Genomic DNA, 14,386 nt, shown 5'->3' on the forward strand with positions numbered 1-14,386 from the left:
CGCAGGTGCCGCGAACGGCAAGGCGTTACCATGTGCGGGGGCGTACACGAGCCCGAGGACTCTAAAGGGAATACGTGGCGAAGCAGAATGAGGGGCCTGCGGGGCCGACGCACGAGCATGCCGACGGGGACGCAGATCCGCGCCCGTCCGAAGGCGCGCTCGATGACGGCTCAACCCAGGAACTGCCCGGTCCCGATGAAGCGCCGGCAGCCGACGTGCGCCGAACCCCGATCAAGGACCGCCGCACCCCCGAGGACGACGTCACCCCGGACGAGCCCGCCGGCACCGGGGATCATGCCCGCGCGGACGACGTCACCCCGGATGAGCCCGCCGACACCGGCGATCATGCCCCCGAGGACGACCGCACCCCGGACGAGCCCGCCGACGCCGAGGAGCCCGCTCGCGACGACGACGCCACCGGCGTCGTCGACCCGCCGACCACCGACGCCTCCGACGCCACGGATGACCCAGACGCCACCATGGTGGCCGGGCCTCCGGGCGCCGTCTCCGACGACCAGGACAGCCCCTTGACCGCGAAGAAGAAAACCACGCGCAAGAAACGCGGCCTCACCAAGGTCGGGATCTGGGTGGGCGTGATCGTGTTGCTGCTCGCCGCGGCGTACGTGGGCAGCGCCTACTTCCTCGGCGACCGCGTCCCGGCGGACACCACGGTGGCCGGCGTGGACGTCTCGGGACTGCCCACCGGGACGGCCGAGCAGGTCCTGACCGAGGAACTCGGTGGCCTGGAGACCGAGCCGCTGCCGCTGACCTTCGCGGACAGCGGCGCCGAAATCGAACCGGCCTCGGCCGGGTTGTCCTTCGACGCTGCCGCCACGGTGGATCAGTTCACCGGATTCACCCTGAACCCGCGGATACTGCTCGGCCACCTCTTCGGACTCGGCGAGCAGGAGCCGGTCTCGCACGTGGATGAGGCGGCTTTGGAGGCGGCGCTGGAGGGGTTGGCAGAAGACCTGGACATCAGCCCCGTGGAGGGTTCGATCAGCATCGTCGATGCCGAGGCGGAGATCACCGACCCGCAGGAGGGTGCCGCCGTCGACGTGCCCGAAGCCACCGAGTTGCTCGCGGCGGAGTGGATCACCGGGTCACGCCCCTTGGAATTGCCCGAACTGGTGGTGCAACCCGAGATCGGACCCGAGGAGATCCGGGCCGCGATGGATGAGGTGGTCGAGCCGTTCCTGTCCGGTCCGGTGACCGTGGCGGTGAACGACGCCGAAGTGGAGTTGTCCACCGAGGAGTTGGCCGATGCCGCCACCCTGGAGGTCAACGGCACCCGGTTCGACCTGGCCCTGGACGGCCAGGAACTGGCCGAGACCGTCACGGCCAAGGAGGACTCGATCGGGGAAGTCCCCCGCGACGCCAGGATCGAGTTGCAGGGTGGTGAGCCCACCGTGATCCCGGCGGTCACCGGCACCGGGCTGGACCCGGAGGAACTGGCACCGGCAGTGCGCGACGCCTCCCTGCAAACCGAGGCGGACCAGCGGGTGGCCACGGTCGAACTCTCCCGGACCGAGGCCGAGTTCACCACTGCCGACGCCGAAGCGCTCGGCGTCGTGGAGGTGATCGGACGCTACTCCACCCCGATGCCTTACGACCCACCCCGCACCGAGAACCTGGTGATCGGCACCTCGAGAATCAATGGCACCCTGCTCATGCCGGGTGAGGAGTTCTCCCTGCTTGATGCCCTCAGCCCGATCACCGAGGCCGGAGGCTACAACTCCTCCGGGGTGGTGGTGGATGGGTTTGCCACCGAAGCCGCCGGGGGCGGGCTGTCCCAACTCTCCACCACCGTGTTCAACGCCGCGTTCGAAGCGGGCCTGGAAGACATCACGCACCAGCCGCACTCGCGGTGGTTCAGCCGCTACCCCGAGGGCCGTGAAGCCACCCTGTTCTCCCCGGACCTGGACATGAGATTCGGCAATAACACCGACTACGGGGTGCTGATCCACGCCTGGGTCGGGGACGGCCAGACCCATGTGGTGCTGTGGGGCACGGACGTGTGGGACGTCGACATCGTCACCGGCAGTCGCTACAACATCACCTCACCGCAGACGGTGTACAACCAGGACCCGCGATGCGAGCCGGAGTCCGGTGGGCAGTCCGGCTTCACCGTGCAGGTGACCCGAACGGTCTCAGCCGGCGGTGAGGTGCACGAGCAGCGCACCTACACCCACACCTATCGCCCGTGGAACCGGGTGGTCTGCGGTGAACCGCCGTCGGCCTCCGACGATGACGATGACGATGACGAGAACGGGGACGACGACTGACCGCTGGAGACGGCTGATCCCTGGCGTCGGCTCGCACCAGCACCGGTGAGGGCGGGGTCCCGGCGCCGCATCCCAGGCGGTGGCGGCCGACGGTGGCCGTGCCCGGTTGCGGCCCGCGCTACTGCCCGGGCGGGGGCCGGCGCCGGCGCGTGGGCGGGGGAGGGACCCGCTTACCGATCGCGATCGTGGCGGCGGGTACCGACACCAGCCCGCGCTTGGTGATCACGTCCACACCGTCGTCATCGACGCGGGCCAACTCACCGAGTGCGTCGGAGTAGCGGCCCTCCTCGATCCGGTACCGCACCACCACGCGTTCCCCGACCTGCCAACCGCGCCAGAACGGTCTCGCCGCGGATTCACTCACCGTCGCCTCCGCTCCACCTACTGCCTCCTCCTCGTGATCGCCGGCCCACCGGTACGGTGCCATCTCCGCCCGGGGGCCGGAGGGCCTGCCCGAACCGGCCGAATGGGCGATACTAGGACCGGACCTTGGTGATGCCCACGTTGGGCCACTGTATCCACCGCAAGGAAGGACCTCGTCTGTGACGTATGTGATCGCCGAACCGTGTGTGGACCTCAAGGACAAGAGTTGTATCGATGAGTGTCCGGTCGACTGCATCTACGAGGGTGAACGGATGCTGTACATCCAACCCGATGAGTGCGTGGACTGTGGGGCGTGTGAGCCGGTGTGCCCGGTGGAGGCGATCTACTACGAGGACGACGTTCCGCAGCAGTGGGCGAACTACTACGAGGCGAACGTGAACTTCTTCGACGAGATCGGCTCACCCGGTGGGGCCGCGCAGATGGGGCTGATCAACTTCGATCACCCGATCGTGGCCGCCCTGCCACCGCAGCAGCACGACTGAGCGGCGTCCGTCGATGGGTCTGGTGCAGATCACACAGGACTACCCCTGGGATGCGGTGGCGCCCTACGCCGAGCGCGCCGGCGCGCACCCCGGCGGGTTGGTGGACCTGTCCATCGGCACTCCGGTGGACCCCACGCCACCGGTGATCCAGCGGGCCCTCGCTGAGGCCGCCGACGCCCCCGGCTACCCCACTGTGGCCGGGACGGCGGCACTTCGGGAGGCGATCAGCTCCTGGTTCGACCGCGCCCGCGGCGTGCCCGGCCTGGACCCGGGGGCGGTACTGCCCACCGTCGGTTCCAAGGAGATGGTGGCGCTGCTTCCCTCGCTGTTGTCGATCGGTCCCGGGGATGTGGTGGTGGTGCCCTCGATGGCCTATCCCACCTACGCGATCGGCGCCCAACTGGCTGGTGCGGAGGTGCTCATCGCCGACGATGTGGCCCAGTGGACCGGCAACCCCGCCGTCCGGCTGGTCTGGCTGAACTCCCCGTCTAACCCCACCGGCGCGGTGCTGGGCACCGAGTTGATGGCCGAGGTGGTCACCGCCGCCCGTCACCTGGGGGCCGTGGTGGCCTCCGATGAGTGTTACGCCCAGCTGGGCTGGGACGTTCCGTGGAATCTCGAGCCGGTGCCGAGCCTGCTGGACGAGCGGGTCAGCGGCGGGTCCCATGAGGGGTTGCTGGCGGCCTACTCGCTGTCCAAACAGTCCAACCTCGCCGGATACCGAGCCGCGTTCCTGGCCGGTGATGACGCCCTGATCGCTCGCCTGGTGCTGATGCGCCGGCACATGGGCATGATCGTGCCCGCCCCGGTGCAGGCGGCGATGGTCGCAGCCCTCGGTGACGATGAGCACGTGGACCGCCAGCGTGAGCTCTACCGCGCCCGGCGCCAGGCCCTGGTGCCGGCGCTACGGCAGGCGGGATTCGCCGTCGACCACTCCGAGGCCGGACTGTACCTGTGGGTGCGTCCGCAGGAGGACTCCGTGCTCACCGGCCAGGACTGCTGGGCCCTGATGGACTCCCTGGCCGATCTGGGCATCCTGGCCGGCCCGGGAGCCTTCTACGGCGCAGCCGGTACCGGTCACGTGCGGATCTCCCTGACCGCACTCGATGAACGAGTGGCCGACGCCGCGAGGCGTCTCACCGGTTCCTGAGCGCCGGGACGACGTCGCCGGGGCCTGCCGGCGGTGGATCCGGGCTGCCCGGTGGTGGTGCCGCAGGTACCTGCTCGGGTCTCAGGTGGTGCGCAATGCCACCCTTGGAAAACATGGCAACGATTGGGCACGACCTTTGTCCGGCCGGTAGATTGCGTCCAGGGCCCATCGTGGTGTGCGATCCACGCTAGGGATGTGGCCGAGGGATAACGCCAGGAAGGGATAGACATGACTGACGCCACACCGCCCCCCGCAACATTCCAGGTGGACGGCCAGGAATTGGAGTTCGCCAGGGTCAGGGCGAGCGAGGGCAACGACGGTGTGGTGATCTCCTCACTGCTGAAGGAGACCGGGCTGGCTACGCTGGACCCGGGGTTCATGAACACCGCCAACTGCGAGTCCAAGATCACCTACATCGACGGGGACGCCGGGATACTGCGCTACCGCGGGTACCCGATCGACCAACTCGCGAAGGGGGCCACCTTCCTGGAGGTGGCCTACCTGCTCATCCAGGGCGAGTTGCCCACCCCCGCGCAGAAGGACGCGTTCACCGAGCGGGTGGAGCGCCACACCCATCTGCACGACAACTTCAAGAACCTCATCGGCGCTTTCCCTACCGATGCCCACCCGATGGCGGTGCTGTCCTCGGCGGTCTCGGCGCTGCCGGGCTACTACCCCGAGAGCGTGGACCCGTTCGATGAGCACGCGGTGGAGTTGGCCACGGTGCTGTTGCTGGCGAAGTTGCCCACCATCGCCGCCTACGCCTTCCGCCGCTCCCAGGGCAAGGAGATGATCGGTGCGGACAAGTCGCTGAACTACCTGCAGGGGTTCCTGCGGATGAGTTTCGCCGATGACAACGGTGACTACGAGCAGAATGAGTCGCTGGTGAAGGCACTGCGTCTGCTGCTGATCCTGCACGCCGACCATGAGCAGAATTGCTCCACCTCCACGGTGCGCATCGTGGGTTCGGCGCACGCGAACCTCTACGCCTCGGTTTCGGCCGGTGTCGGGGCGCTCTCCGGCCCGTTGCACGGCGGGGCGAACGAGGCGGTGCTGGCGATGCTCGAGGAGATCCGGGACAGCCCCGACGGGGCCGACACCTTCATGCAGAAGGTCAAGAACAAGGAGTCCGGCGTGCGCCTGATGGGCTTCGGGCACCGGGTGTACAAGAACTATGACCCGCGCGCGGCGATCGTCAAGGACGTCGCTGCGGAGGTGCTCCAGGCTCTGGGTGTGCAGGACGAACTGCTCGAGATCGCCCAGCGGCTGGAGGAGATCGCGCTGTCCGATGATTACTTCATCGAGCGCAAGCTCTACCCCAACGTGGACTTCTACACCGGCGTGATCTACAAGGCGATGGGGTTCCCCACGAACATGTTCACCCCGCTGTTCGCGGTCGGCCGGGCCCCCGGCTGGATCGCGCAGTGGCGGGAGATGATGGCGGACCCGGCCACCAAGATCGGCCGGCCCCGGCAGGTCTACACCGGCGCCACCGAGCGCCAGTACGTGCCCCTCAGCCAGCGCTGAGACCGGGCAGTTCCGCGCCCGGGACTCGTACGGGACAGTCCCGGCAGGGTTAGCCTCTGGTGCGGAGGATGCGGCGGTCGCGGAAGGGGAAGGGCGCCGATGAGCGGTCCACAGGTGCTGGCCATCTTCGGGGTGGTGGTGATCGTCCTGCTGGCGATCGACCTATTCGTGGTGCATCGCCGCGACACCACCGTGACGGTGCGCTCGGCCGCGGTCTGGTCAGTGGTCTGGATCGGCGCGGCGGTGGTCTTCGGCTTCGCGGTGTTCCCCTTCTACGGCGACGGCGGGTCGGTAGGGGACTACTTCGGCGTCTTCGTGGTGGAGAAGTCACTGTCGGTGGACAACGTCTTCCTGTGGCTGGTGGTCTTTGCTTCCCTCGGGGTACCCAAGAACGCCCAACGACGGGTGCTGCTCTTCGGGGTGCTGGGGGCTCTGGTCCTGCGCTTCGGGGTGGTCAACGCCGGTGTGGTGATCATGGAGAGTTTCACCTGGGTGCTGTGGGTCGCCGGGGCGTTCCTGCTCTACGCCGGGTACAAGATGTGGCGGGAGCGCCACGAGCCGGTCGGCGGGCACCCCGCGGGCGGTACCGATGCCGCCGGACAGACCGACTCGGCCCTCACCCGGTTGATCCGACGGGTTCTGCCCACCACCGAGGGTTTCCGCGGTGATCGCTTCGTTGTCCGTGAGGACGGCCGGTTGCGTGCCACCCCGTTGCTGCTGGCCCTGATCCTGGTCGAACTCAGTGACATCGTGATGGCGCTGGACGCCCTGCCGGCGACGCTGGCGATCAGTACCGACGTGGTGGTGGTCATGTGCGCCACCGGGTTCGCCCTGCTCGGCCTACGAGCCCTGTTCTTCCTGTTGTCCGGTATCGCCGAGCGGTTGCGCTACCTGAGGATCGCGGTGGCGCTCATCCTGGTCTACATCGGCGCCACGCTCATCATCGAGAACGTCGTGGAGACCTACCACGCCTCCACCGCACAGAGCCTGGCGGTGATCGGGGTGGTGCTGGCCGCCGCCGTGTTCGCGAGCGTGCGCGCGCAACGCGCCGAGGACCGGTCCACCGGTACCGATGACGACGGCCCTCCGGCGGACGACGGTACCGGCCCGGCGGATGACGGCGTCCTGAACGCGCGTCGGAGTTGAGCCAACGGGCCCCAGGTAGATCTACGGGACGTGCAGGGCTGCGTTCAGGGCGGCTCCGGAACCGGTCCGTGGGAGCACCTGGACCTGCCCGGTCGTGGAGTCGCGACGGAACAGCAGGGAGTCCATACCGGAGAGTTCACCGGCCTTGACCACCCTGCCCTGCACGTTGACCTTGGTGCCGGCGGTCACGTACAGGCCTGCCTCCACCACACAGTCATCCCCCAGGGAGATCCCGATCCCGGCATTCGCACCGAGCAGGCAGCGCTCACCGACCGTGATCCGTTCGGTACCACCACCGGAGAGGGTGCCCATGATCGAGGCGCCTCCGCCGATGTCGGTCCCGTCCCCGACCACGACGCCCTGGGAGATACGACCCTCGACCATGCTGGCGCCCAGGGTGCCGGCGTTGAAGTTCACGAATCCCTCGTGCATCACGGTGGTGCCCTCGGCCAGGTAGGCACCGAGCCGGACCCGGTCGGCGTTGGCGATGCGCACCCCGCTGGGGACCACGTAGTCGGTCATCCGGGGAAACTTGTCCACGCCGTACACCTGCAGTTGCAACCCCGGGTGGGCCGCGCGCAGCGACAGCCGCGTCCGTTCGAATTCCTGGGCCGCGAACGGGCCGGCCGAGGTCCAGGCCACGTTCGGGAGCACTCCGAAGATGCCCTCGAGATTGATCGAGTTGGGGGTGACGAGCCGGTGGGAGAGGAGGTGCAGACGCAGGTAGGCGTCCTCGGTGCTGCGCGGTGCCTCGTCCAGGTCGATCATCACGGTGCGGACCTGGTGGTGGGCGGCGCGGTCCGGGTCGGCGCCGGCCAGTGCGGCCAGATCGGCCGGGACCCCGTAGGGGCCGGCATCACCAGGGCTGGGTTCACCGAGGGCCGGGTCGGGGAACCACACGTCCAGCGTGCTCCCACCTGCGGTGACGGTGGCCAGTCCGGTTCCCCATGCGCGGCGCGTTCTCATGGGCCAAGCCTACGCGCGCACCGCCCGCGGGTCCGCACCGGGATGGCACGGTCGCGGGCGGTGGCGCGGGTGTGGTCAGGTCTGCTGACGCAGGGTGAAGCCGGTGCCCTCCTCGGTCTGGCCGGCATCCAGTTCCTGCCCGTCGAGCATCTGGGTGGCCTCCTCGGATGTGAACACACGGGCACCTTCGGCCTCGACCACCTCATCACCGGACTGCGGCTCGGGGGCCAGTTCCAAGTGGAGCTGGCTGCCCTCCTCGGCCACCGCGATGCGCACACCGCCGGTCTCCGGCAGGTCGGCCTCGGCAGTGATCGCCTTGATCGCGGACTGGGCGTTCTCAGTCAGGGTAAGCACGGGGAATCCTTCCTTCGGCAGTGACACTGCACGGAACGCGTGCTCCGCGTCAGCGCCTCGGGCCCTTCCACCGTTACGGTTTCCTGGCCAGGATGCAACCCCGGCGGCGCGGATGCCTTGGAGGAATGCCGCGGTGTGAACGGGCCGAGTGGCAGCCACGCTTCCCTCGCACCGGGGTACTGCGGTCAGGTCTCCAGCGCGTCCAGTAGTCGCCACAACCGGCCCGGCCCGAGCACCTCTGCGCCGGCACCGCTCACTCGCTCACGCAGCGCACGATCGGCGGTGACCACGCTGACGTGCACATCCAACCCGGCGGCGTGGCCGCTGTCACTGCCGTCGCCGGCGTCGTCCTGCCCGCCGGCCGGACCGCTGCCGGCGCGAGCGGTACTGAACTCACCACCGAGGGCACGACGCACCGTGCGCACGATCTCCTCATCACCCTCGCCGGGGGCGCGCACGGTATGCACCGGAGCCACGTCGTCGGCGGCGCGGGCCGCTCCCTCGGTGACCAGCACCATCGCGGGCCACCAGGTGTGCCCGGGCAGACCGAGTGCGTCGGCCGCGACGCCGTGACCGGCCAGGGCCGCGAGCCGGCTCGCCAGGCGGGTCGTGGCACCGGCCCGGTCCTTCCACCAACCGTCGGGCCGGGAACCCACCACGTTGGCCGCATCGACCACGAGCACCGCCCGGGTCCTCAGCATTCTCCGCAGCAGCGGCCACGCCTCGGCGAAGGCACCCAGCAGAGGCAACGCGGTGACCCGGTCCAGCGGGTACCACCGCACCTGCACACTCTCGGCGTCGGTGGCCCGGACCTGCATTCCGCCCGGGACGTGGGCCAGCACGGTGGTGTAGCTCCAGTCCGGGTGAGCCAGTTCATGGCTGGCGTGGGGGAGCACCGGGTCCTGGACCCCTGCCTCCTCCCCGGCCTCGCGCACCGCGGCCTGCACGGCACTCTCGCCCGCGTTGCGGGCACCGCCGGGGATGCCCCAGGTGCCGCCGTGGTGGGACCACGGGGCACGGTGCTGCAGGACCACCTGGCCCCCGCCGTCGGCCAACAGCAGCCCGGCTGCGCCGTAGCGTCCCCAGTGCCGCTGCCCGCACGCGCAGGAGACCCAGCCGTCGCCGTCCTGCGAGTCGCGCACGGGTGGCCGCAGGGGGTCAGGACCCGGCGCCGGAGTCACTCACGTCGATCTGGCAGAGCACGGTGCCGGCACTGACGGTCTGCCCCACCTTGGCGGTGAGGTGCTGCACCGTGCCGGACCGGTGGGCGCTGAGTGGCTGCTCCATCTTCATCGCCTCCAGCACCACGACCAGGTCACCCTCGGCGACCTGCTGGCCCTCCTCCACGGCGATCTTGACGATCGTGCCCTGCATCGGAGAGGCCAGGCCGTTGCCGGAGGCATTTCCTCCGGCGCGTGCAGCACCCCTTCGGGAGGGGCGGCGCGGGCCCTTGGTCCGCGCGGCGCCGCGGCGGCTCAGCCCGGCCGGGAGGACCACCTCCAGGCGTTTGCCGCCGACCTCCACCACGACCCGCTCGGTCTCCTCCTCCCCGGACGGGGAGCCGGCCGGAGCCGGCGCCGGCTCCGAGTCGGGAGCGGGCCGGCTCAGGCGGCCGGCGAAGTCCGTCTCGATCCAGGTGGTGTGGACCGCGAAACGGTGCGCCTCGGTGGCGGTGAAGTCGGGTTCGTCCAGTACGGCGGTGAAGAACGGGAGCACCGTGGGGATGCCGGTGATCTCGGTCTCGGCCAGGGCGCGGCGGGCGCGCTGCAACGCCTGGGTCCGGTCCGCCCCGGTGATGATGACCTTGGCCAGCATCGAGTCGAACGCCCCGGAGATGGTGTCACCGGCCACCACGCCGGAGTCCACCCGGACCCCGGGACCAGCCGGCCACTGCAGGGTGGCGAGGGTTCCGGGCGCGGGCATGAAGGAGCCGTAGGGGTCCTCGCCGTTCATGCGGAACTCGATCGAGTGCCCGCGGGTGGCCACCTCGGTATAGCCCAGAGGCTCACCGGCGGCGATACGCAACTGCTCGCGCACCAGGTCCACGCCGGTGATCTCCTCGGTGACGCAGTGTTCCACCTGCAGGCGGGTGTTGACCTCCAGGAAGGAGATCGTGCCGTCGGTGCCGATCAGGAACTCACAGGTGCCCGCGCCGACATAACCGGCCTCGGTCAGGATCGCCTCGGAGGCGGTGCGCAACTGAGCCTCCTGTTCGGCGGTGAGGAACGGGGCCGGGGCTTCCTCGACCAGTTTCTGGTGGCGGCGCTGCAGTGTGCAGTCCCGGGTGGACAGCACCACCACGGTGCCGTGGGCATCGGCGAGGCACTGGGTCTCCACGTGCCGGGGGCGATCCAGGAACCGCTCCACGAAGCACTCCCCACGCCCGAACGCCGCGGTTGCCTCGCGCACGGCGGAGTCGAACTGCTCATCGATCTCCTCGGTGCTTCGGGCCACCCGCAGGCCGCGGCCACCACCCCCGAAAGCAGCCTTGATCGCCACCGGTAACCCGTGCTCGGCGGCGAAGGCATGCACCTGCCCGGCATCGGCGACCGGATCGGGGGTACCCGCCACCAGGGGCGCCCCGGTCTTCTGCGCGATCTGGCGGGCCGAGACCTTGTCCCCGAGCGCCTCGATCGCCTCCGGGGGCGGTCCGATCCAGGTCAGTCCCGCCTCGATCACGGCGCGGGCGAACTCAGCGTTCTCGGACAGGAACCCGTACCCGGGGTGAACCGCGTCGGCGCCGCTGCGCCGGGCCACGTCCAGCACCTTGCCCATGTCCAGGTAGGTCTCCTGGGCCCGCGAACCCGCCAGCGCGTAGGCCTCATCGACCAGCTTCACGTGCAGCGCGTCCCGGTCGGGATCGGCGTAGATCCCCACCGAGGTCAGTGATGCGTCCCGGCAGGCCCGGGCCACCCGGACTGCGATCTCCCCGCGGTTGGCGATCAACACTTTGCGCAGCGGTGCGGGAGTGACCTGCGGCGGGACGGACGTCGTCATTCAGTCTCCTTGTGTTCACAGGTCATGCGGGCCGGCGAAGGTCCACGGTAGTACTCCCGTGCCCCTGGTTGAGACCTTGGCCGCCGCGCGGCTGGCAACTTCGTAGCGGAGGGCAAGGGCGCACCGTGATGCTTGTGTGAAGTCTACAAACTCTCGTGCTCACCACCCAGCCAACGTCATGTTGGGTAGTTCGATATGTACAACTCCTCGGCTGGTCGGCGTGTGCACCACGGGGCCGGCACCGGTGCACTCAGGCCCCGGGTGCCTCGGCCCAGAGGTCGATCCAGCGGCGCCCCACCTGCGTCAGCAGATCACGCAGGGCGTACAGGCTCAGGCCGACCACGGTCTGGTGGTCGCCGTCGATATGGCGCACGAATGCCCCACCCAGGCCGTCGATGGTGAAGGCCCCGGCCACCCGGAGCGGTTCGCCGCTGCGCAGGTAGGCCTCCAGTTCATCGTCGGTGATGTCGGCGAAGGTCACGGCGGTAGCGGTCACGGTCCCGGCGGCCCGGCTCTCCTCGTCGGAACCGGTGCCGGTCCGGATCAGCCAGTGCCCGGTGTGCAGCACCCCGGTGCGACCGCGCATCTGCCGCCACCGCTCTCGCGCGGTCTCGACGGTGCCGGGCTTTCCGAGCGCACGACCGTCCATCTCCAGCAGGGAGTCACACCCGAGCACCAGGTCGGCATCGGTGATGAGGCCTGCGACCTGTTCGGCCTTGGCCCGAGCCAGCATGGCCACGGACTCGGCGGTCGTGAGTTCCTCGCCGCGTTCGTTCCGGGCCCGGTTCAGCAGGGCGTCCTCGTCCAGGTCGGCGACGTGGATGCGCGGGTCGACGCCGGCGGCCCGGAGCAAGGATGCGCGGGCGGGAGAGGCCGAGGCGAGCAGCAATGTGGTCACCCCAGGAGCGTAATCGCCAGAGCCCGGTGGCCGGGGCGGTGCGATGCGGCCTGGTCCTGTAGGGCCGGGGCCGAGTCGTCGCGTGCGGACAGGCCGCCGCGCCCCAGTGTCCTGGGCATCGCCATCGTGACGGTCCCGGACTGACCCGGGACCGCCTAGGGCTCACGTGGTTGCTCGGACCGTTCCGGCAGCGGCGACCGCCCGCGCCGCTGCCGCGACCGTGAGGGGCGCGATCCGCGCCGCTGCCGCGGCGGGCCCAGATCACGCGGCTGGTGCTCCTGCACCCAGGCGTCGATCGTCTCGAACCAGGTGTACAACCAGTCCTGCCGGGCTTCCTCCCCGGCGGGGATCTGCTCGGCCGGTACGTGCCAGCCCCGTTTGATGATCTCCTTGTCCATCGGCAGTTCCCGATAGACATCACCAATGCTGACCATCCGGTCCAGACCGGTGTGGGCGATGAACACCACGTCAGCATCGGGGGCGGCCTCCATCGCCGCGAGCATCCCGCCCGGGTAGGGGGCCAGCACGTGCCGCATCGCTTCGGCCCGGCGTGCCATCTGCTCCAGACCCATCGACCGCAACCGGGCGATGCGGCGTTCGCGGCGCTGGGGGGAGAAGTTGCCTCCTTCGGGAAAGATCACGAAGGCGTCGTCGTGATCCAGTCCGCGAGCCAGATCCGCGATCTGGGCGCGCAGCACCGATTCGCGTGGACGCCCGTCGGGGGTGAAGGGCGCTGGGGCGATGAACCGGTTCGGCAGCCGATTCAACATCACATCGATCGCCGGGTCCCATTGGAGCGTCTCCTTGAGCACGATCCGGGGTTCCCTGGACACCGTGTTCATCAGGGTGTGGATGAGCACCAGGGAGTCCCCGGGCCCGGCGTGCCGGGACGCCACGATCAACGGCCGGCCCGAGGCCAGCTGCCGGCCGAAGGAGTCCGCGTCCGGGGTATCCCCGTGCAGGGTGATCCGCAGTCGCAGGACCCAGCGGGCCTGCCGGAACAGCGCGCGGAGGAACCGTGCGGCGACCACGTAGTGGGCACGCTGGAACGCTGGGGTACGGATCTTCCAGCCGAATCCCGACCCCAGCCACAGGCCGAGCATCGTGACCAGGGCGGCGGAGTTCCAGGTCAGATAGAACAGGGTCAGCCACAGCACCCGGGGAAGGCGGAAGTACCCGGGTACCAGTGAGGTCAGCGCCAATGCCACCAGCACCAGCACCGGCAACGTGGCCAGCACGAGGATGGTGACCAGCACCACGGCCGGGGCGATCACGAGGCGGCGGACCCACCGAGGTGGCACGGGCATCACAAGGCCCGTAGGTACTGGCGGGTGGCGGCGTAGGCGCGTTCGATCCGGCGCCGGGTCCTGGTCATGTCGCGGTAGGCGCTGAGTTTCTCATCGCCCTCGATCGCCCCGCCGCTGGGCAGCATGTGCAGGGTGACGTGCTCTGGGAGCAGGCGCATGTCCCGGGCGAACCGGTGCCTCCGGGCGATCTCGAAGGCCACCCGGAAGGTGTCCAGAGGGTTCTCGGGGGAACTCAGCTCCTCCTCCACCCGGCCCACCTGCAATACGTAGATGGTGCGCGCACCGGCCTGCACGGCCGCCTCGATCGGGATGGAGTTGACGATCCCACCGTCGATGAAGTGTTCGCCGTCGACATTGGTCGGGGGGAGCAGGCCCGGAACCGAGGCCGAGGCCAGGACCGCGGGGATCACCGGACCGGAGGTGAACCAGTGCTCGGCGGCGCGTTCGACATTGGCGGCCACCACCCGGAACGGCACCGCGAGGTCCTCGAAGGTGACGTCGGTGCCGAGGGCCTCCTCCAGAAGTTCCCGCAGCGGGTCGGGGGAGTTCAGGTGGGTGCCACTACTGGCCAGACGCCGTAACTGCCGCCGCCACCCGTCTCCGTACACGGCGCGGGCCTGGGGGGAGGTCCATGCCTTGATCAGGCGGTCGACGACGGCGAGGCTGGGGTCGGCGGCGACGATCGCCCCGTTGATGGCCCCGATGGAGGACCCGACCACCAGGTCCGGGGTGATGCCGGCCTCCAGCAGTGCCTCGAGCATCCCGACCTCGACGGCCCCACGCACGCCCCCACCACCAAGGACGTAGGCGACCGGACCGTGCCCATCGGCCCGCTGCGGGCGCTTCGCCCGCGGCACCTCCGCGTCCAGGGCCGGGCCGTCGTCCTTCAC

13 protein-coding genes are annotated in these 14,386 nt (G+C 69.6%); 5 read left to right on the forward strand and 8 right to left on the reverse strand.

Going from position 1 to position 14,386, the window contains the following annotated elements; translation table 11 throughout:
• Positions 1 to 74: 74 nt before the first annotated feature.
• Positions 75 to 2,285, forward strand: a complete 2,211-nt coding sequence (locus ACPL7H_RS16875; protein ID WP_424797949.1) for a VanW family protein — start codon at positions 75 to 77, stop codon at positions 2,283 to 2,285.
• 118 nt (positions 2,286 to 2,403) lie between these two features.
• Here the strand turns inward: ACPL7H_RS16875 and ACPL7H_RS16880 are convergent, their stop codons facing one another.
• Entirely contained in the window at positions 2,404 to 2,649 is a 246-nt protein-coding gene (locus ACPL7H_RS16880; RefSeq protein ID WP_424797950.1) for a hypothetical protein, read from the reverse strand.
• Between the two features lie 178 nt (positions 2,650 to 2,827).
• On the opposite strand from ACPL7H_RS16880, the gene fdxA reads away from it, so the two are divergent.
• The 4 genes from fdxA (at position 2,828) to ACPL7H_RS16900 (ending at position 6,974) form a co-directional block, all read left to right on the forward strand.
• Positions 2,828 to 3,151 carry a ferredoxin gene (gene fdxA, locus ACPL7H_RS16885; RefSeq protein WP_424788154.1) on the forward strand — a complete coding sequence of 108 codons (324 nt, stop codon included), beginning with the start codon at positions 2,828 to 2,830 and terminating at the stop codon, positions 3,149 to 3,151.
• A 13-nt stretch (positions 3,152 to 3,164) separates the two neighbouring features.
• Positions 3,165 to 4,301: a succinyldiaminopimelate transaminase gene (gene dapC, locus ACPL7H_RS16890; protein WP_424797951.1), complete on the forward strand. Its 1,137-nt coding sequence runs from the start codon at positions 3,165 to 3,167 to the stop codon at positions 4,299 to 4,301.
• 228 nt (positions 4,302 to 4,529) lie between these two features.
• Positions 4,530 to 5,828, forward strand: coding sequence for a citrate synthase (locus ACPL7H_RS16895; protein ID WP_424788156.1), 1,299 nt, complete (start codon positions 4,530 to 4,532; stop codon positions 5,826 to 5,828).
• 99 nt (positions 5,829 to 5,927) lie between these two features.
• Positions 5,928 to 6,974 carry a TerC family protein gene (locus ACPL7H_RS16900; protein ID WP_424797952.1) on the forward strand — a complete coding sequence of 349 codons (1,047 nt, stop codon included), beginning with the start codon at positions 5,928 to 5,930 and terminating at the stop codon, positions 6,972 to 6,974.
• A 21-nt stretch (positions 6,975 to 6,995) separates the two neighbouring features.
• On the opposite strand, the gene dapD is transcribed toward ACPL7H_RS16900, so the two are convergent.
• The 7 genes from dapD to ACPL7H_RS16935 all read right to left on the reverse strand — a co-directional run bounded on the left by dapD (position 6,996) and on the right by ACPL7H_RS16935 (position 14,386).
• The gene (dapD, locus tag ACPL7H_RS16905) at positions 6,996 to 7,940 is read right to left on the reverse strand and encodes a 2,3,4,5-tetrahydropyridine-2,6-dicarboxylate N-succinyltransferase (protein ID WP_424797953.1); all 945 of its coding nucleotides are present in this window, start codon (positions 7,938 to 7,940) and stop codon (positions 6,996 to 6,998) included.
• Positions 7,941 to 8,015: 75 nt separating this feature from the next.
• Entirely contained in the window at positions 8,016 to 8,294 is a 279-nt protein-coding gene (locus ACPL7H_RS16910) for a HesB/IscA family protein (protein WP_424797954.1), read from the reverse strand.
• A gap of 185 nt (positions 8,295 to 8,479) precedes the next feature.
• Positions 8,480 to 9,436 carry an NUDIX domain-containing protein gene (locus ACPL7H_RS16915; protein ID WP_424797955.1) on the reverse strand — a complete coding sequence of 319 codons (957 nt, stop codon included), beginning with the start codon at positions 9,434 to 9,436 and terminating at the stop codon, positions 8,480 to 8,482.
• Positions 9,437 to 9,452: 16 nt separating this feature from the next.
• Entirely contained in the window at positions 9,453 to 11,291 is a 1,839-nt protein-coding gene (locus ACPL7H_RS16920) for an acetyl/propionyl/methylcrotonyl-CoA carboxylase subunit alpha (protein WP_424797956.1), read from the reverse strand.
• A 250-nt stretch (positions 11,292 to 11,541) separates the two neighbouring features.
• On the reverse strand, positions 11,542 to 12,189 hold the full coding sequence (locus tag ACPL7H_RS16925) for a Maf family protein (RefSeq protein ID WP_424797957.1): 648 nt from the start codon (positions 12,187 to 12,189) through the stop codon (positions 11,542 to 11,544).
• Between the two features lie 155 nt (positions 12,190 to 12,344).
• Complete coding sequence (locus tag ACPL7H_RS16930) at positions 12,345 to 13,496, reverse strand: 1-acyl-sn-glycerol-3-phosphate acyltransferase (RefSeq protein ID WP_424797958.1); 1,152 nt, start codon at positions 13,494 to 13,496, stop codon at positions 12,345 to 12,347.
• Positions 13,496 to 14,386 carry a patatin-like phospholipase family protein gene (locus tag ACPL7H_RS16935; RefSeq protein ID WP_424797959.1) on the reverse strand — a complete coding sequence of 297 codons (891 nt, stop codon included), beginning with the start codon at positions 14,384 to 14,386 and terminating at the stop codon, positions 13,496 to 13,498. Before ACPL7H_RS16935 ends, ACPL7H_RS16930 begins: the two co-directional genes overlap by 1 nt.

Source organism: Pseudactinotalea sp. Z1732 (genome assembly GCF_049724975.1).
Taxonomy (GTDB): domain Bacteria; phylum Actinomycetota; class Actinomycetes; order Actinomycetales; family Beutenbergiaceae; genus CALKWS01.